General features: G+C 64.7%; 18 protein-coding genes. 9 read left to right on the plus strand and 9 right to left on the minus strand.

The features are described from left to right. Nucleotides 1-7: 7 nt before the first annotated feature. The 4 genes from SPHV1_RS17150 to SPHV1_RS17165 all read right to left on the minus strand — a co-directional run bounded on the left by SPHV1_RS17150 (nt 8) and on the right by SPHV1_RS17165 (nt 2,341). On the minus strand, nt 8-451 hold the full coding sequence (locus tag SPHV1_RS17150) for a MucR family transcriptional regulator (RefSeq protein WP_054947250.1): 444 nt from the start codon (nt 449-451) through the stop codon (nt 8-10). A gap of 158 nt (nt 452-609) precedes the next feature. Further along, nucleotides 610-1,071, minus strand: a complete 462-nt coding sequence (locus tag SPHV1_RS17155) for a GNAT family N-acetyltransferase (protein ID WP_054947251.1) — start codon at nt 1,069-1,071, stop codon at nt 610-612. Further along, nucleotides 1,068-1,691: a tRNA (adenosine(37)-N6)-threonylcarbamoyltransferase complex dimerization subunit type 1 TsaB gene (tsaB, locus tag SPHV1_RS17160; RefSeq protein ID WP_054947252.1), complete on the minus strand. Its 624-nt coding sequence runs from the start codon at nt 1,689-1,691 to the stop codon at nt 1,068-1,070. The genes SPHV1_RS17155 and tsaB overlap by 4 nt, the downstream gene beginning before the upstream one ends. A 71-nt stretch (nt 1,692-1,762) precedes the next feature. Then, nucleotides 1,763-2,341 carry a NifU family protein gene (locus SPHV1_RS17165; RefSeq protein WP_054947253.1) on the minus strand — a complete coding sequence of 193 codons (579 nt, stop codon included), beginning with the start codon at nt 2,339-2,341 and terminating at the stop codon, nt 1,763-1,765. A 136-nt stretch (nt 2,342-2,477) separates the two neighbouring features. Between SPHV1_RS17165 and SPHV1_RS17170 the strand changes: the two genes are divergently transcribed. From SPHV1_RS17170 to egtD, 4 genes are all read left to right on the plus strand, one after another. Continuing rightward, nucleotides 2,478-5,396 (plus strand): pitrilysin family protein, encoded by a 2,919-nt coding sequence (locus tag SPHV1_RS17170; protein WP_054947254.1) that lies wholly within the window; start codon nt 2,478-2,480, stop codon nt 5,394-5,396. A 182-nt stretch (nt 5,397-5,578) separates the two neighbouring features. Then, on the plus strand, nt 5,579-6,952 hold the full coding sequence (locus SPHV1_RS17175) for a class II 3-deoxy-7-phosphoheptulonate synthase (RefSeq protein ID WP_054947255.1): 1,374 nt from the start codon (nt 5,579-5,581) through the stop codon (nt 6,950-6,952). 51 nt (nt 6,953-7,003) lie between these two features. Continuing rightward, nucleotides 7,004-8,239 carry an ergothioneine biosynthesis protein EgtB gene (egtB, locus tag SPHV1_RS17180; RefSeq protein WP_054947256.1) on the plus strand — a complete coding sequence of 412 codons (1,236 nt, stop codon included), beginning with the start codon at nt 7,004-7,006 and terminating at the stop codon, nt 8,237-8,239. Between the two features lie 3 nt (nt 8,240-8,242). Then, nucleotides 8,243-9,238, plus strand: coding sequence for an L-histidine N(alpha)-methyltransferase (gene egtD / locus SPHV1_RS17185; RefSeq protein WP_054947257.1), 996 nt, complete (start codon nt 8,243-8,245; stop codon nt 9,236-9,238). A 26-nt stretch (nt 9,239-9,264) separates the two neighbouring features. Here the strand turns inward: egtD and SPHV1_RS17190 are convergent, their stop codons facing one another. Together SPHV1_RS17190 and SPHV1_RS17195 are read right to left on the minus strand one after the other, a co-directional pair. Continuing rightward, nucleotides 9,265-10,005 (minus strand): SDR family NAD(P)-dependent oxidoreductase, encoded by a 741-nt coding sequence (locus SPHV1_RS17190; RefSeq protein WP_054947258.1) that lies wholly within the window; start codon nt 10,003-10,005, stop codon nt 9,265-9,267. Continuing rightward, on the minus strand, nt 9,998-11,524 hold the full coding sequence (locus SPHV1_RS17195) for a replicative DNA helicase (protein WP_054947320.1): 1,527 nt from the start codon (nt 11,522-11,524) through the stop codon (nt 9,998-10,000). Before SPHV1_RS17195 ends, SPHV1_RS17190 begins: the two co-directional genes overlap by 8 nt. A gap of 132 nt (nt 11,525-11,656) precedes the next feature. Between SPHV1_RS17195 and SPHV1_RS17200 the strand changes: the two genes are divergently transcribed. The 3 genes from SPHV1_RS17200 to SPHV1_RS17210 are packed head-to-tail and all read left to right on the plus strand — an operon-like array spanning nt 11,657 to nt 13,303. Beyond that, complete coding sequence (locus tag SPHV1_RS17200) at nt 11,657-12,139, plus strand: UPF0262 family protein (RefSeq protein ID WP_054947321.1); 483 nt, start codon at nt 11,657-11,659, stop codon at nt 12,137-12,139. 10 nt (nt 12,140-12,149) lie between these two features. Further along, complete coding sequence (locus tag SPHV1_RS17205) at nt 12,150-12,872, plus strand: glycoside hydrolase family 25 protein (protein ID WP_054947259.1); 723 nt, start codon at nt 12,150-12,152, stop codon at nt 12,870-12,872. Continuing rightward, nucleotides 12,869-13,303 carry a cytidine deaminase gene (locus SPHV1_RS17210; protein ID WP_054947260.1) on the plus strand — a complete coding sequence of 145 codons (435 nt, stop codon included), beginning with the start codon at nt 12,869-12,871 and terminating at the stop codon, nt 13,301-13,303. The genes SPHV1_RS17205 and SPHV1_RS17210 overlap by 4 nt, the downstream gene beginning before the upstream one ends. A gap of 35 nt (nt 13,304-13,338) precedes the next feature. Here the strand turns inward: SPHV1_RS17210 and SPHV1_RS17215 are convergent, their stop codons facing one another. The 3 genes from SPHV1_RS17215 to SPHV1_RS17225 form a co-directional block, all read right to left on the minus strand. Beyond that, entirely contained in the window at nt 13,339-14,478 is a 1,140-nt protein-coding gene (locus tag SPHV1_RS17215) for a M14-type cytosolic carboxypeptidase (protein ID WP_054947261.1), read from the minus strand. Beyond that, entirely contained in the window at nt 14,475-15,083 is a 609-nt protein-coding gene (locus tag SPHV1_RS17220; protein ID WP_054947262.1) for a DUF4136 domain-containing protein, read from the minus strand. The genes SPHV1_RS17215 and SPHV1_RS17220 overlap by 4 nt, the downstream gene beginning before the upstream one ends. A 64-nt stretch (nt 15,084-15,147) precedes the next feature. Beyond that, nucleotides 15,148-15,891: a DUF4136 domain-containing protein gene (locus SPHV1_RS17225; protein ID WP_054947263.1), complete on the minus strand. Its 744-nt coding sequence runs from the start codon at nt 15,889-15,891 to the stop codon at nt 15,148-15,150. Nucleotides 15,892-16,105: 214 nt separating this feature from the next. Between SPHV1_RS17225 and ykgO the strand changes: the two genes are divergently transcribed. Then, entirely contained in the window at nt 16,106-16,231 is a 126-nt protein-coding gene (gene ykgO / locus SPHV1_RS17230) for a type B 50S ribosomal protein L36 (protein WP_004210176.1), read from the plus strand. 101 nt (nt 16,232-16,332) lie between these two features. Then, the gene (locus SPHV1_RS17235; protein ID WP_054947264.1) at nt 16,333-16,944 is read left to right on the plus strand and encodes an HAD family phosphatase; all 612 of its coding nucleotides are present in this window, start codon (nt 16,333-16,335) and stop codon (nt 16,942-16,944) included.

Here is a 16,944-nt window from a genome sequence, read left to right on the forward strand (position 1 = left end):
CGGTTAATCAGGCGGCAGCCTTGGGCTTTCGTCCACGACGAGCGTTGGGCTTGCGGCCGAGACCGATCTTCTTCGCGAGTTCGCGACGCTTTTCGGCATAGTTGGGAGCGACCATCGGATAGTCGGCGGGCAGGTTCCAGCGCGCGCGATATTCTTCCGGAGTCATGTTGTAGTGGGTCATGAGGTGACGCTTGAGCATCTTCAGCTTCTTGCCGTCTTCAAGACAGATAATGTAGTCCGGCTTCACCGAAGCGCGCACGGATACTGCCGGTTCGGGCTTTTCTTCTTCGACCGCCGCAGTGCTGCCAAGTCCGGAAAGGGCGCCGTAGACGTTGGTGATCAGCGAGGGCAGATCTTCGACGGAAACGCTGTTGTTGCTTACATGCGCCGCGACGATGTCGGACGTCAGAGTGATCAACGTTTCATTGGTATCGTTTTGGATGTTTTCCATGTTTGGACCTCTTTGCGACCGCATTACTGGGGGGATTGGGCGAGCTTACACTAGCCAGCCGGTCCACTGAACCATTTCTTTCAGGAATACAAGTTCATTTCATCGATTCGGATGCAATCGTAGATGAGTTCAAATCACTTGCATCAATTTGTAGCGCCTTACCTTGAGATGTCGCAGGCGAACGTAATTGCATCGATCCGCTGACCATCGGCTGTTCGATAGTAGTCCGGCCGTTCGCCGATTTCGCTGAATCCGAAATATTTATAAAGAGATTCGGCCGGATTACCTCTTCTCATTTCAAGCAGCAGGCGTTTCGCGCCTCTGGCGCGGGCGGCCTCGCGTAAAGAATTGAGCATGATGAGGCCGAGGCCACGTCTGCGGTATTCCGGGCGGACCGCAAGAAGCAGCAGTTCTTCTTCTTCGAATCCGGTGCGCGACAGAGAAAAGCCCGCCGCAATTTCACCTTCGGGCACCGGTTTGCCATCCGGCGAAATCAGGAAGTAATGGGTGAATCCGAATGCAATGGCGTCTTCGACCTGCCGACGGTTCCAGGCTTCGCCCCAGATCGGGTCAAATCCGGCGGACATGACCGCCATGAGCCGATCGATGTCGTCGTTCATACCTGCTTCGCCAGCGGAAGTTTTGCGTCGGGTTCACGGCCATAGACCGGGTGCAGGTCGGCCAGGAATGCCTGTTGCGGCAACCGGGCAAATGCGCGCGCGTCCGGCCAGATCTCGAGCGCATCGCCGTTTCCGCGCTTGTCGACGAGGGCCTTGGCCTGGTTGCCGGCGACCAGCGCTTCGGTGCTGGCCTGCGCGGCGACATCCGGCTTGAGCGAGGCGAGGGGGCGGGTCGTTTCGCCGTTGGGCGCAAAGCCCTGGGTGAACCATTCTCCGTGCCCGCCGGTCATGGCAACTGCGACCGGGACTTCGCCATGCTCGGCGCGGGCCATTGACGCTATCATTGCAAGACTGGAGTAGCCGCGCGTCTCGGCTCCCCATGCCAGTGCCAGCGCACGGGCCGTCGCCAGCCCCACGCGCACGCCGGTGAAGCTGCCCGGGCCCAGCGCCACGGCAATGCAATCGGCGCGGCCGCGTTCGGGCAGGGCCGAAATCATCGGCACCAGTGCCTCGGCGTGGCCCCTGCCGAGCATGCGAAATTCTCCGGCGACAAGGTTGCCACCGTCGAACAAGGCAACCGAACAAGCCTCGGTAGCGCTGTCGATTACGAGAGTCCGCATGCTTTCGGGTCTGGGGTTGTCGAACTGGTCGTCTGCAGTCACGGCGGCTCAGCGCGCGGTATTGCGCCGGCTCACGCGGCTCGCACTTCGCTGACTTCCGGGACGTAGTGCTTGAGCAGGCTTTCGATGCCATGCTTGAGCGTCGCGGTGGAGGACGGGCAGCCGGAACAGGCGCCTTGCATCGCCAGGTAGACGACGCCCTCGCGGTAGCCGCGATAGATGATGTCGCCGCCGTCGTTGGCAACGGCCGGGCGCACGCGCGTCTCGATCAGGTCCTTGATCTGCGCAACGATGTCGGCATCGGCCGGATCGTCTCCGAAATCCTCGTCCGCGTCGGCCGGCACGGCAATGCCGCTGGCGTCTCCACCGACGAAGAGCGGAGCTTCCGAAACGAAATGGTCAAGCAGGATCGAGACGACCTGGGGCTTGAGGCCCGGCCATTCGACGCCGGGCGCTGCGGTTACGGAAATGAACTCCTGTCCGAAAAACACGCCGGTCACGTCGCCCAGATCGAACAGCGCTTCGGCGAGGGGGGAGGCGCCGGCGTCTTCTGGCGAGGTGAATTCGCGCGTCCCGCCGGTCATGACCTGCCGACCGGGCAGGAACTTGAGCGTGGCGGGATTGGGCGTGGTTTCGGTTTCAATGAACATGGTGAGTGGGATTTAGGTAATGTCGGCGGCGGGTCAAGTGCAGCGGCGGTGCAAGGTGCCCGAATTGAGCAGTTCCGGCAGGCTTTTCCGCGCTATTCACTGGTCCTTAAGGCTGGGCGGTCCTATAGCTTGCGGGATGACGAATTATTCGCGCGCCGCCGCTCGCTCGCTCGCCTGCCTCCTGCTGCTCGGCCAGGTCCCGGTCCAGCCCGTTCTCGCGCAGGATGTTGCCGCCCCGGCAAAGCTCGACGACAGTGACCCGTGGCTCTACCGCGGCACCGATATCCCGCACGATCCGGACTGGCATTTCGGCGAGCTTTCGAACGGTCTGCGCTATGCGGTGCGCAAGAACGGCGTGCCGCCCGGGCAGGTGTCCATCCGCATCCGCGTCGATGCCGGCTCTCTGTACGAGAAGGACTCCGAGCGCGGGTATGCGCATCTTCTCGAACACATGCTGTTCCGGCAGTCCAAGTACATCCCCGAGGGCACGGCGATCGCCGCCTTCCAGCGCCTCGGCGCGACTTTCGGCAGCGATACCAATGCCGTGACCTCGACGACGCAGACGGTATTCAAGCTGGACTTGCCCGACGCGACGCCCGCTTCGCTCGACGAGACCTTCAAGCTCATGTCGGGAATGGTCAGCGCGCCCACGCTGTCGGCCTCCAACCTCAAGTCGGACCTGCCGATCGTACTTTCAGAAATGCGCGAGCGCGGCGGCGCTTCGAAGCGGGTGCAGGAGGCCATGCAGCAGGTCTTCTACGCCGGTCAGCCGCTTTCCGAGCGCGAGCCGATCGGCACCGTGGAATCGCTGACTTCGGCCACGCCGCAGTCGGTCCGGGCCTTCTATTCGCGCTGGTACCGGCCCGACAATGTCGCGGTGATCGTGGCGGGGGACGCCGATCCGGCTACGCTGGCCAGCTATGTGCAGAAGTGGTTCGGTGGCTGGAAAGTCGGCGGCGCGCGCACACCTGCGCCCAGCTTCGGCGATCCGGCAGCTCCGGCCCGGGCCGATCCCGGGAACCCGGTGGGTGAAACCCGCGTGCTGGTCGAACCCGATCTGCCGCCTTCGCTGATGTACGCGATCCTGCGCCCCTGGCGGGAGGTGTCGGACAACATCGTCTACAACCGGGGGCTGATGATCGACTCGATCGCGCAGGCCATCATCAACCGACGCCTGGAATCGAAGGCACGGGCAGGGGGCAGCTATCTGTCGGCCGCCGTCAATCAGGACGACGTCTCGCGCTCGGCCGATGCGACTTTCGTGTCGGTAACCCCGCTCGGTGACGACTGGGAAGCCGCACTCAAGGATGTCCGCGCGGTCATTGCCGATGCCGTCACCCGTCCGCCGACGCAGGAGGAGATCGACCGCGAGGTGGCCGAACTGGACGTCGCCTACCAGGTGCCGGTCGAGCAGCAGCGCATCCTGCCCGGTTCGAAACTGGCCGACGACCTCGTCAATGCGCTCGACATTCGCGAGACGGTTGCCGCGCCGCAAGACGTTCTGCGCATCTTCCGCGAAGCCAAGCCGCTCTTTACGCCCAAGGCCGTGCTCGACCATACGCGGGCGCTGTTCGCGGGCACCGTGACGCGCGCGTTGTTTACCACCCAGAAGGCAGGGCAGGCGAGCGATAGCGAACTGCGCCAGGCCCTGCTGGAACCGGTCAAGCCGGACGAGAGCGTGCGTCTTGCCGCCAATGCAGCCCCTGTATCCTTCGACAAGCTGCCGGCCATCGGCAAGCCGGCCAAGCCCGAGGCGGAACTGCCGGTCGGGCTGCTCGACATCGAGGAACTGACTTTCGCCAACGGCGTGAAAGTCCTGCTCTGGCCGGTTCAGGAAGAGCCGGGCCGGGTCATGGTCAAGGTGCGCTTCGGCGGCGGTTATCGCTCGATCGATCCCAAGGATGCGCCCTACATCACGCTGGGTCAGTACGCGCTGGTCGGTTCGGGCGTTGCCACGCTGGGCCAGGAAGATCTCGACCGTGTCGCCACCGGGCGCAAGATGGGCTTCGACTTCGACGTGCAGGATGCCTCGTTCCAGTTCTCGGCCGAAACGCGGCCTTCCGATCTGGCTGACCAGCTTTACCTTTTCGCCGCCAAACTCGATCTGCCCAAGTGGGATAGCAGTCCCTTCCTGCGCGCGAAGGCCGCGGCCAAGATCCAGTACGATACTTTCGCCACTTCGCCGCAGGGCGTACTGAACCGTGACCTGCAGTTCTACCAGCGCGGCGAGGACCCGCGCTTCGCAACGCCGACCCCGGCCGAGATCGAAGCGACCACGCCGGAGGGCTTCAAGCGCGTGTGGGGCAAGGCGCTGCACGACGGCCCGGTCGAAGTGCAGATCTTCGGCGATTTCGACAAGGCTGCGGCGATCGCGGCGCTGGAAAAGACGTTCGGTGCGCTCAAGCCGCGTACGCCTGCCCCGTCGACTGCCGACATTGCCAATGTCTCCGTGCCGCGCCCGTCCGACAAGCCGATCGTGCTGCATCACCATGGCGACCCGGACCAGGCGGCTGCGGTCATCTCCTGGCCGACCGGCGGCGGTTCGATGGGTATTCGCGAATCCCGCCAGCTCGAGATCCTCACCCAGCTGTTCACCAATCGCCTGCTCGATGCCGTGCGCGAGAAGCTGGGCGTGAGCTATGCGCCCTACGTCTATTCCTCCTGGCCGGTGGACCTGCAGGCCGGCGGATCGATCACGGCAATGGCGCAGGTCGATCCCAAGTCGGTCTCGATCTTCTTCCAGACCGCGGATGAGATTGCGCAGGACCTGATCAACAACCCGCCGACGGCCGATGAACTGGCGCGCGTGACCGAACCGCTGCGCCAGCAGGTGACGCGCGCGGCGTCGAGCACCTCGTTCTTCATGAGCCAGCTTGAAGGCGCGACCGAAGAGCCTTCGCGCTTCGGCACGATCCGCACGGTTCTGTACGACTATACCGAAACGACCCCGGAAAAGATGCAGGCGCTCGCCGCCCGCTATCTGGGCAAGAATGCCTCCTGGCGGCTGGAAGTCATGCCCGAAGGCAAGAATTCGGGAACTATCGCCAGCCGCTGAAGCAGGCTGGGCAAATCGTTGCGGAGCATGGCCTTGGGCCGTGCTCCGCAAGATATGGGCGCAATCGATCACACTGATCGGGCAAAGCGGCTTTGCAAAAATTGCTTCGGGAGGGTATGGGCCCCGCCTTACATTAGCTTGCGCGCGCCCGGGAGAGAGGCGCGACTTGAGGAGTAACCGAAGTGGCTAGCAATTGGACCCCGGATGGCTGGAAGGCGCAGGAAGCGCGCCACCTTCCGGTTTATGGCGATGCGGAGAAGTTGAGTGAGGTCGAGGCCACGCTCGCAAAGTTCCCGCCGCTGGTCTTTGCCGGCGAGGCGCGCGAGCTCAAGAAGGACCTTGCCGAAGTGGCCGAAGGCCGCGGTTTCCTGCTCCAGGGCGGAGACTGCGCCGAGAGCTTCGCCGAGTTCCATCCGGACAATATCCGCGACACCTTCCGCGTGCTGTTACAGATGGCGGTTGTCCTGACTTTCGCCAGCAAGCAGCCGGTCGTGAAGGTCGGCCGCATGGCCGGCCAGTTCGCCAAGCCGCGCTCCGCGCCGACCGAAAAGTCGGGTGACCTGGAACTGCCCAGCTACTTCGGCGATATCATCAACGGCATCGAGTTCGACCCGGAAACCCGTCGCAACGATCCGGAACGCATGCTGCGCGCCTTCTCGCAGTCGGCCGCGACGCTCAATCTGCTGCGCGCTTTCGCGGGCGGCGGCTATGCGAACCTGCGCCAGGTTCACCAGTGGACGCTCGATCACATCGATCGCAGCCCCTGGGGTGAGAAGTTCTCGCAGATGGCGGACCGCATCGGCGAGGCGCTGGACTTCATGGCGGCCTGCGGCGTCGATCCGACGACCGTGCCGCAACTGCAGGGTACCAGCTTCTACACCAGCCACGAAGCGCTGCTGCTGCCTTACGAGCAGGCACTGACCCGCCGCGATTCGCTTACCGGCGACTGGTACGACTGTTCGGCTCACATGCTGTGGATCGGCGACCGCACCCGTTTCGAGGGATCGGCCCATGTCGAATTCCTGCGCGGCGTCGGCAACCCCATTGGCATGAAGTGCGGCCCCTCGCTTGAGCCGGACGCGCTGCTGCGCATGCTCGACACGCTCAACCCCTCGCGCGAGCCTGGCCGTATGACCCTCATCAGCCGCTTCGGCCATGACAAGGTCGAAGCCGGCCTGCCCAAGCTGGTGCGCGCGGTGAAGGCGGAAGGCCATCCGGTCGTCTGGTCTTGCGACCCGATGCACGGCAACGTCATCAAGGCGGAGTCGGGTTTCAAGACCCGTCCGTTCGAACGCATCCTCAACGAAGTGCGCGGCTTCTTCGCCGTTCACCGCGCCGAGGGCACCCATGCGGGCGGCATCCACATCGAGATGACCGGTCAGGACGTGACCGAGTGCACCGGCGGCGCCATCGCCATCACCGACGAGGCGCTGGCCGATCGCTACCACACCCATTGCGACCCGCGCCTCAACGGCGCGCAGTCGATCGAACTCGCGTTCGAAATGGCTGACCTGCTCAACCTCGAAGCGACCGCGCACCACAAGCAGGCCGCATAAATAAATCGGTCCAATGGGGAGCCAATGCGCCGCAAGGGCGTTAGGCTTCCCATGGACCTTGCGCACAGTTCGTCCGCTGCGGGCCGCTCCCGCAGCCTGTCCGAACGCTTTCGGGCCTTGCGCAGTGCCAGTGTTTCACTGGTCTCCCCGCTTTCGGATGCCGATGCGACGATCCAGTCGATGCCCGATGCATCGCCTGCCAAGTGGCACCTGGCGCATACCACCTGGTTCTTCGAAACCTTCCTGCTGCGCGACCATCCGGGCGGTTATCGCCTGTTCGACGAGCGCTGGCCCTACCTGTTCAATTCCTATTACGAGGCTGAGGGCGAGCGCCACGCCAGGGCCGCACGGGGCATGCTTTCGCGTCCCTCGCTCGACGAGGTGCTGGCCTATCGCGCCCACGTCGATGAAGCGATGGAAGGCCTGCTCGGGCGCGAGGAACTGGCCGACCTGATCGCGCTGGGGATCGCCCATGAGGAGCAGCACCAGGAATTGCTGCTTACCGACATCAAACATGCACTCTGGCGCAATCCGCTGGGCCCGGCCTATGGCGACCTGCCGAGCGGCGTGATGGATCGCGGCGAGGGCGCCTTGGGCTGGATCGAGCATCCCGGCGGGATCGCGATGATCGGGCACAAGGGCGCAGGCTTCGCATTCGACAACGAGGGCCCGGCCCACCGTGTCCTGCTTGAACCCTTCGCTCTGTCCCCGCGCCTCGTGACCAACCGGGAATGGGACGCGTTCATCGCGGACGGGGGCTATCGCACGGCGGGTCTGTGGCTGTCGGATGGTTGGGCCTGGGTGCAGGAGAACGCCATCGCCGCGCCCCTCTACTGGCGCGAAGGCGAAGCCTTTACGCTGGGAGGCTGGCGGGTGCGCGATCCGGAAGCCCCGGTCACCCATATCAGCCATTACGAAGCCGACGCTTACGCGACCTGGGCGGGCATGCGGCTGCCTACCGAGTTCGAATGGGAAGTCGCCGCGCGAGACAGCGATCCCGCCGCGGGCGTGCAATGCGATGGCCTTGCTGTTCATCCGGTGGGTTCGGGCCAGCTCTTCGGCGACTGCTGGCAATGGACCCGCTCGGCCTATCTTCCCTATCCCCGCTTCCGCCCGGCAGAGGGTGCGGTGGGAGAGTACAACGGCAAGTTCATGAGCGGTCAGTGTGTCCTCAAGGGTGCCAGCTGTGCCACGCCGCGCGGGCATTCGCGCGCCACTTACCGCAATTTCTTTCAACCGTATCAACGCTGGCAGTTCACCGGCCTGCGTCTAGCAAGGGATCTGTAAGTCATGGCCACTGCCGCATCCTGCCTATCCGAAGTACCGCGCGATGCACTCCAGGCGCAATTCCGGGCAGAGGTGCTGCAAGGGCTATCCCAAACGCGCAAGGCGATCCCCGCCCGCTGGTTTTACGACCGGCGCGGCAGCGAACTGTTCGAGGAAATCACCCGGCTCGACGAATATTATCCCACGCGCACGGAGATCGGCATTCTCGCCGACCGGCAGGACGAGATCGCCCGCGCAGTCGGCTCGGGCCGGGTCATCGTGGAATTCGGTGCGGGCAGCGCGACCAAGACGCCGCTGTTGCTCGATGCCGCGGCGCCCAGCGCCTATGTGCCCATCGACATCTCGGGCGACTTCCTGCGCGATGCCTGCGCCCCGCTGGAAGATTGCTATCCCGAGCTGCCGATCGTGCCGGCCGAGGCCGATTTCATGCAGCCCATTGCCATAGACGCGCTGCTGCCCGAGGGCATGGAGTGCGAACGGCGGCTGGGCTTCTTTCCGGGCTCGACCATCGGCAACATGGAACCGCGCGCGGCGATCGACCTGTTGCGCTCGATGCGCGAGACGCTGGGGCCGGGAAGCCTGCTGCTGATCGGCATGGACCGGGTCAAGCCGCGTCCGGTCCTCGAAGCTGCCTATGACGACGCGCGCGGGGTGACCGCCGCCTTCAACCTCAACCTGGCCGCGCGGATCAATCGCGAACTCGACGGATCGCTCCCCCTCGATGCCCTGCGTCATCGCGCCGTCTGGAACGACCGGCATGCGCGTATCGAGATGCATCTGGTGGCGCAGCGGGACATGGGTTTCGAAGTCTGCGGGCGACGTTTCGACATGGAAGAGGGCGAGACGATCCATACCGAGAACAGTCACAAGTACGACATGCGCAGCGCCTCGACACTGCTGCTCGGCGGGGGGTGGGAGCCGTTGTCGACCTGGTGCGACGCCGATGACCGCTTCATGGTCGTCCTTGCCCGCGCGATGAGCGACGAGCTTTCTGCCTGACAGCAATCGCAGCCGGGCGACTGGCCTCAGGCGTTCATGCCGCCGTTGATGCTGATTACCTGCCCGGTGATCTTCCGTGCCCCGTCGCTGCACAGGAACAGGGCGATCGGTGCGATGTCCTCCGGCTCGGGCAGGCCAAGTCCGGCACGGCGGGCGATGCGTGACATGAATTCCGTGCCCCTGCGCCGCGAGGTGTCGGTTCCAGCGACATAGCTGGGCGAGATCGCGTGGGCTCGGATCCCGTCATGCGCGGCTTCGACGGCGAAATTGCGGATGAAGCCGATGGTTGCGGCCCGTGCGGCGCCGACAAGGGACTGGCGGCGGGCGGCGTGAATCCCCGCATCGGAGACGAATGCGATGATCGTCCCGCCTTCCTGCGCCAGAAAACCGTAGGAGGCATGGGTCAGCCGCTCGAACCAGCCCACCGACACGTCGAGAAAGTCCGTGAAGGTCTCAGGCGAAGTGTCTGGAAACAGGCCGGTTATGCCCAAGGGGCCGGTGGCCGTGCAGTCGATCACCGCATCGATCCGGCCGAAGTGTTCGGCCACTTCCGCGACCAGCGTTTCGGCGGCCTCGTCCTCCCAGATATCGGCAATGAACCCGTCGATCGTGCCCTGTTCGGACAGGCCGGCAACGACGGCGTGAACCTTGTCCTCGCTGCGCCCGTGGACTGCGACTTTCCAGCCCTGGGCCAGTGCCTCGCGCGCGATGGCGCTGCCGATCGAGCCGCTGCCCCCGGCAATCAGCAGGACCCTGCCGTCAGTCACTGTCGTACTGGTTGGCCCTGAGATCGTCCGGCGCAAGGTCGGAGAACTTGGTGATGCGCGCCTCGAAGCGCAGGCGCACCTTGCCGGTGGCACCGTGGCGCTGCTTGGCGATGATCAGCTCGGACAGGCCGGTGACTTCTTCCATCTTCTGGCGCCACGCTTCCCACTTGTCCTTGACGTCGGGAGAGTCGGTATCGCTGGGGAACTTCGGCTCGGTCGCCTTCACGTAGTAGTCTTCGCGAAAGACGAACCACACCATGTCGGCGTCCTGCTCGATCGAGCCCGATTCACGAAGGTCCGAGAGCATCGGGCGCTTGTCGTCGCGCTGTTCGACCGCGCGCGAAAGCTGCGAAAGGGCGATAACCGGAACATGAAGTTCCTTCGCCAGGGTCTTGAGACCACGCGAAATTTCCGAAATCTCGTTGACGCGGTTGTCGGTCGCGCGGCCGGAGCCCGAAAGAAGCTGCAGGTAGTCGATGATGACGAGGCCGATGTCATGGCGGCGCTTCAGGCGGCGCGCACGGGTGCGCAGCGCGGCGATGGAAAGGCCGGGCGTATCGTCGATGAACAGCGGCAGTTCTGCCAGACGCTGGCTGGCGAAGGACAGTTGCTGGAAGTCCTCGCGGCTGATCTTGCCCATGCGCAGCGCTTCGGAGCTGATGCCCGACTGTTCGGCGAGGATACGCGTGGCGAGCTGGTCGGCACTCATTTCCAGGCTGAAGAAGGCAACGGCCGCGCCCGCAGACTTTTCGGTGTTGATGCCGTCGGCATGGTCGCGCTGCAGCCGGTCGGCGGCGTTGAAGGCGATGTTGGTGACGAGCGAGGTCTTGCCCATGCCGGGACGTCCGGCAAGGATGATAAGGTCGGAATCGTGCAGGCCGCCGATCTTCTGGTTGACCGAGGTGAGGCCGGTGGTCTTGCCCGAGATATGGCCGCCCGAGTTGAACGCTTTCTCGATGGCGGAAATGGCGGTGCGGGTGGCGACGCCGAAGCTCTGCGCCTCGTTCGCGGTCGCAGCGCCTTCGGCCACCTTGTAGAGCGCGGCTTCGGCCTGTTCGATCTGCTCCATCGGCTCGACCGATTCGGAGGTGTCCATGGCCCCTTCGACGAGGCCGCGGCCGACCGAGATCAGTTCGCGCAGGAGGGCAAGGTCGTAGATCTGTTCCGCCAGTTCACGCGGGGCCAGCAGGCCCTGACCGTCGGCGGTGAGCCGGGCGAGGTAGGACACACCGCCCAGCGCCTTGAGCTGTTCGTCCGCTTCGAAATAGGGACGCAGGGTGACCGGGGTGACCACGGCCTTGCGGTCCAGCAGGCCAAGGATCCGTTCGTAGATGCGGGCGTGGACGGGTTCGAAGAAGTGCTGCGGACCAAGCTGCGTCTGCAGCTCTTCGATCACGCGGTTGTCGATCAGGACCGCGCCCAGAAACGCGGCCTCCGCCTCGACGTTGGAGGGCAGGGCCCGCCCTTCGGCGGAATCGTTGGAATCGGAGACCCGAAGCAGAAGCTGTTCTTGCGACATGAGGGGGGCGACAATGCTCTTCTCGAGTGCTGCCAGCAAGCCACGAGTGTTGCCATTTTCATCCACAGCTTGTGGAAGGATACGGAACGGCTTGCCCGCCCATGCTGCAAGCGCGTAAAGGGCGTTCGCATCATGGCGGACCCGCGCATCACGCATATCGAACTCGACGACGCGACCATTCTGTGGCGCAACGCCGATATCGAGCAGGAACGGCGCATAGCCATCTTCGATCTTATCGAAGACAATATTTTCAAACCGATACGGGCTTTCGAAGCCGGCCACGAAGGCCCTTACCACTTGCGGCTTTCGGTGCGCGACGGGCGTCTTTCGCTGGAAATTTCGGACGAGAAGGGCGCGCCGCTGGAGACGATGGTGCTGGGACTCGCCCGATTCCGGCGCCCTATCCGCGAATATTTCGCGATCTGCGAAAGCTATTACCAGGCGATTCGCAAGGCGACGCCGCAGGAAATCGAGACGATCGACATGGCCCGGCGTGGCGTCCACAACGAGGCGGCCGAACTGCTGGTCGAAAGACTGGAGGGCAAGGTCGAAACCGACTTTCCCACGGCAAGGCGGCTTTTCACCCTGATTTGCGTCCTGCATATCCGCGGGTGAGGGGCAGGACATGGCACGAAGGAAAAGCGCCGGCAGGACGCGCACAGGCGGCGCCGGCTGGAAACTGCGACTGATGGGCGTAGTCCTGCTGGGGGCGATGGTGGCCGGGGCGTGGGGCTGGTGGCACTTGCGCCACTGGACGCCGGAGCGCGCGATCTACCCCGTGCAGGGCGTCGAGATCGGCGTCGACGACGGCCCGGTAAGCTGGAAGTCGATCAAGGCCATCGGCGCGGACTTCGCCTACATCGACGCAAGCGCCAGCGCCTTTGCCCGCGATCCGCGTTTCGTCGCCAATTTCGAGGCTGCCCGGGCGATCGGCATGCAGGTGGGCGCGGTCCATCGCTATGACCCCTGCCAGCCCGCGGAAAAGCAGGCTGCAAACTTCGTTACCACGGTGCCGCGCGATGCCGACCTGTTGCCGCCGGTCGTGGATCTCGAGATGCTGGCCGACAATTGCCCGGTGAAAGTCTCCGATGCGAAAGTCGAAAGCGAACTGATGACTTTCCTCAACCAGGTCGAGACCCATGCCGGCAAGGCGGTGATCCTGAAAGTCTCGCCCGGGTTCGAATCGCGCTATCAGGTGGCGAACAAGCTCGACCGCAATCTCTGGCTGGTGCGCGACCGCTTGCTGCCGGACTATGGCGGGCGGCCCTGGACGCTCTGGACGGCCAATGGCGCGCTGGCGAACGAAGTGGCGGCTGATGGCCTGCGCTGGGTGGTGGTGCAGTCATGAGCGCGACGCCGGACCGCGAATCCCTGATCGCTGCCGCCCGCGAGGCGGCCGCGCTGGCTTATGCGCCCTATTCGAAGTTCCAGGTCGGCGCGGCGCTGTTCTTCGCGGACGGGGCGGTGGTGACCGGCGCGAACGTCGAAAACGCAAGCTATGGCCTGTCGTTGTGTGCCGAGACGGTCGCTTCGGCGAAAGTCCTGTCGACCGGCGGGCAAGGCGGGCTGCTTGCCGTGGCAGTCACCGGCGGCGCCCCCGGCAAGCCGGGCACCGGTGCCACGGTCACGCCATGCGGACGTTGCCGGCAGGTCCTCAACGAACTGGCGCAGCTAGGCGGCACCGACCCGCTCATCTGGTGCGATGGCAAGGACGGCGGGCTCGAACTGCGTCTGTCCGAATTGCTGCCCCACGCCTTCGGTCCCGCCAATCTGGGCTAACCGAAGGCGACAGGCGCGGCGAAATCGGCTGACGCTCAGCCTTCGCGTTCGACCAGCCATTCCAGCAGTGCCCCAAGGCAATCGCGACCCAGTTGCATGGAGCGTTCCGGGCTCCATTCCTGTTTCGGGTCCGCAGCCGGATTGTGGTCCTTGAACGGCATTTCCAGCGTCATCGCAACGCAGCCGAAGCGTTCGGCAAGCTGGTTGGTCGACATCGCCAGATTGCCCTTGCCGGGCCGTGCAACCGGGTAGCCGAGCTTGGTCTGGAAATCGGGCGTGCGCTGCTCCAGCAGGGCGGCGTAGCGGTCATACCCTTCCTTCTGCTCCGGCTTGAGCGAGGGGATGCCTTCGAAGCCTGCGAGGAATACGGCGGGAATCGCTTCGTCGCCGTGCACATCCATCGCGAAGTCGACCCCGCTGGCGTCCATGGCATTGCGGATCGCCAGCACTTCGGGCGAACGCTGGGCACTCGGCTCGTTCCATTCGCGATTGAGATTCACGCCCGCGGCATTGGTGCGCAGGTGCCCGCGGCGCGAACCGTCGGGGTTCGCATTGGGCACGACATGCAGGCGGCAGCGCTTGCGCAGTTCGCGGCCCACCGAGCTCGACGGATCGGCGAGCAGGTCCAGCGCGCCTTCCATCCACCATTCGGCCATCGATTCGCCCGGGTGCTGGCGCGCATAGAGCCAGACCTTTAGCGGGCCTTCGCCCATCTCGAGGCAATCGAGAGGCTGGCCGTCCAGCGTAGTGCCCAGGCACTTGTAGGCGATGCCGTGCGATGCCGCCGTGCGCGCCACGAGGTCCTGGTGCCGTTCCATCGAATAGGGCGCGAAATAGGCGAACCAGGCAAGGTCGCCGGAGGGGCGGTAGGTGATGGTGAGCGTGCCGCCGTCGCGGCTCTCGTCCCATTGCCCGGCAGCGCGCCCCCAGCACCGGCGATCTTCGCTGACAGCCGCGTTGTAGTTGGGCCAGCCCATCGGATAGGCCGAGCCGTTAAGGCCGGTGATCTGCAGCGTCAGTTCGCGTCCCTGCGCGCCGCTGACGCGGAAGTGGAACCACTGGTAGAATTCGGATTCGTGGTCGCGCCGGATGGCGAGGCGCGCCTCGGTGCCGTCGATGGAAAGGACTTCGATGTTGCCGGAATCGAATGCGGAAGTGATCTGGATCTCTGTCATTTCACCAGGATAGTTTCCCCGGACTGGCCCGGAAAGTCCTTGAACAGCGCTTCGGCCATTTTCGCCGCACCCAGAGAGGTCTGGGCGAGGGGAGACTTGCTGCTGACGGTGAACTGCGCGCGGCCTTCCCAGATCGTGCGGCCGCTGTCGCGCTCGCGGATCATCACGCGCATTTGCGTTTCCACCTGGGCAGGCGGTGGCCCGGACAGGTCGATGCCAAGGCCTACGCCGACCCCTGAGCCGTAGCTTCCGGTGCTGCCGCCCACGCCCACCGAAACCGGACTGCCGTTGCGGACAGGGGCCAGGGTGTGGCGCTCTACCGATAGCAGTGCGACCTGCTGGCTCGGGCCTGCGCCGGGCAGGGTGGCGCTGTAGCCGGCGCGGGTCAGTTCGCGCAGGACGGCGCCGGAGAAGGCTCCGAACTCCATCCCGTTCTCCTGGCCTTCGGCCGGTTCGACGGCAATCGTGCCCCGGCCGAGCGGAATGGCGCCGGTAGCATGGAACCGGGTTACTTCGACCGGCCCGACCGGCGCGACGCAGCCGGTCAGGAACAGGCTTGTCGCCAGGACGGCAGCGCCGCCAAGGGCTTGCAGGGTACGGCGCATATCAACCTCTCCGGTGCTCAGGCATTTGCCGGTGTGCCGCTTGCACCGGAAGGATGCAAGTCACTCAGGTTGCAGGGACGGCAACCGGGTCCGCCTTTGGAAAATTGTCGAAGAGAGCGGTGGCCAGCTTGCTGGCGATGCGGTCGTCGCTCCAGTCTCCGTCGCCTTCGCGCGTGGCGATGGTGGCGTAGCCTTCCCACAGGACCTTGCCGCTGGCGCCGTCGAGGATGCGGGTGTCGAGCCGGGTGGACATGAGCGCGGCGCGCGGCTTGGTAAGGTCGATGTTGACGCCAAGGCCATAGGCCGAACCGCGATTGCTGACGCCCATGGCGGCGGTGCCGCTGACCGGACTGCGCTTTTCCTCGGCGGGGACGAGTACCTGCCGGGTGATGCGCAGTTTGGCGACCTGCCCCGGCGTCGCGCCGGAATGGAGCGTGTCGTAGCCTGCACCGACCAGCGCGTTCTCGATTGCTGCTTCGTAAGTGGCCCGCTTGCCGGAATCGAACCGGGGGCCGTCGCCCGATTCCGATTCGACCGTGACCGGGCCATGGCCCAGGGCGGCTGCGGCATCGCCTTCGGCCACGAAGCGGCTGACCTCGACCTCGCCTTCACGCGAATCGCGCGAGTGCGATGCGCCGCGCGACGGAATGCGTTCGGGATAACGGTCGAGAGGATCGTCCCAGGCGGACCGGCCCCAGCCGGGGCCCCAGCCCATCGGCTGGGCGAAGGCCGGAAGCGATGCGAAAGCGGGGGATAGCAGCATGGCGGCCATGACTGGGGCGAGAAGCGCGCGTCCGTGATTGTGCATTACCGTCTTCTCTTTTTTCGAGTTCAGTGTCGTCGCGCCCGCAGATGGTATATGAAGGCCAGCCATTGCCGGGCGATGAACGGTGCCGAAAAGTCAGGCGGATACCGTCCAAATTGCCCTCCGGCGCTTGACTTTGCAGGCAGCGACCAGTAACGGCCCGGCTTCAATTTTCCGGCGGTCGGTAACCGCCCGACACACGCAGACGAGACAAACGATGAAGATTCGCAATAGCCTCAAGTCGCTCAAGGGCCGTCACCGTGACAACCGCGTGATCCGCCGTCGCGGCCGTACCTATGTCATCAACAAGACCAACCGCCGCTTCAAGGCGCGTCAGGGCTGATTCGTTTCGCCCATCCCTGTCGAACCCGGCAGGGATAACCGGCGGACCGGCCCATTGGTTCTGAAAGACATGAGGCCCCCGCCATTCGCGGGGGTCTTGTCTTGTCCGGAACAATCGAAGCCGTCGTTTTCGACGTGGGCCGCGTGCTCGTCCAGTGGGACATGCGCCGGCTTTTTGCGAGGCTGATCGACGACGCCGATCGGCTCGACTGGTTCATGACCCACGTCATGACCGAGGAATGGCATTTCCAGCACGACGCCGGGCGCGACCTTCATGAGTTGGTCGCAGAGCGCAAGGCGCAGTTTCCCGGCAACGATCACCTGATCGACGCCTATGCCACCCGCTTCATCGAAACGATTCCCGGCAACGTTCCGGGCAGCCATGAAATCGTGCGCGAACTGGCCGGCCGCGATGTGCCGCTTTTCGCCATCACCAACTTCGCAAGCCCGTTCTGGCGCGAGTATCGCGCTGGCGAGCCGCTGTTCGACCTGTTCGGCGACATCGTCGTTTCGGGCGACGAGAAGATCGCCAAGCCCGATGCGCGCATCTTCGAGATCGCGTCCCGCCGTTTCGGGCATGAGCCCGGCGCGATGATCTTCATCGACGACAATGCTGCAAACGTCGAGGCTGCGGACCGGCTCGGCTGGAACGTCCATCACTTCACGGATGCGCCCCGGCTGCGCGAGGACCTGACGCGTCGGGGTCTGCTCTGA

The organism is Novosphingobium sp. KN65.2 (assembly GCF_001368935.1).
In the GTDB taxonomy this organism is placed as follows: Bacteria; Pseudomonadota; Alphaproteobacteria; order Sphingomonadales; family Sphingomonadaceae; genus Novosphingobium; species Novosphingobium mathurense.

Bases quoted from the DNA above. Each gene is read 5' to 3' on its own strand.
- SPHV1_RS17150 (WP_054947250.1), bottom strand. From the start codon at position 451: ATGGAAAACATCCAAAACGATACCAATGAAACGTTGATCACTCTGACG.
- SPHV1_RS17155 (WP_054947251.1), bottom strand. From the start codon at position 1,071: ATGAACGACGACATCGATCGGCTCATGGCGGTCATGTCCGCCGGATTT.
- tsaB (WP_054947252.1), bottom strand. From the start codon at position 1,691: ATGCGGACTCTCGTAATCGACAGCGCTACCGAGGCTTGTTCGGTTGCC.
- SPHV1_RS17165 (WP_054947253.1), bottom strand. From the start codon at position 2,341: ATGTTCATTGAAACCGAAACCACGCCCAATCCCGCCACGCTCAAGTTC.
- SPHV1_RS17170 (WP_054947254.1), top strand. From the start codon at position 2,478: ATGACGAATTATTCGCGCGCCGCCGCTCGCTCGCTCGCCTGCCTCCTG.
- egtB (WP_054947256.1), top strand. From the start codon at position 7,004: ATGGACCTTGCGCACAGTTCGTCCGCTGCGGGCCGCTCCCGCAGCCTG.
- egtD (WP_054947257.1), top strand. From the start codon at position 8,243: ATGGCCACTGCCGCATCCTGCCTATCCGAAGTACCGCGCGATGCACTC.
- SPHV1_RS17195 (WP_054947320.1), bottom strand. From the start codon at position 11,524: ATGTCGCAAGAACAGCTTCTGCTTCGGGTCTCCGATTCCAACGATTCC.
- SPHV1_RS17200 (WP_054947321.1), top strand. From the start codon at position 11,657: ATGGCGGACCCGCGCATCACGCATATCGAACTCGACGACGCGACCATT.
- SPHV1_RS17205 (WP_054947259.1), top strand. From the start codon at position 12,150: ATGGCACGAAGGAAAAGCGCCGGCAGGACGCGCACAGGCGGCGCCGGC.
- SPHV1_RS17210 (WP_054947260.1), top strand. From the start codon at position 12,869: ATGAGCGCGACGCCGGACCGCGAATCCCTGATCGCTGCCGCCCGCGAG.
- SPHV1_RS17215 (WP_054947261.1), bottom strand. From the start codon at position 14,478: ATGACAGAGATCCAGATCACTTCCGCATTCGATTCCGGCAACATCGAA.
- SPHV1_RS17220 (WP_054947262.1), bottom strand. From the start codon at position 15,083: ATGCGCCGTACCCTGCAAGCCCTTGGCGGCGCTGCCGTCCTGGCGACA.
- SPHV1_RS17225 (WP_054947263.1), bottom strand. From the start codon at position 15,891: ATGCACAATCACGGACGCGCGCTTCTCGCCCCAGTCATGGCCGCCATG.
- ykgO (WP_004210176.1), top strand. From the start codon at position 16,106: ATGAAGATTCGCAATAGCCTCAAGTCGCTCAAGGGCCGTCACCGTGAC.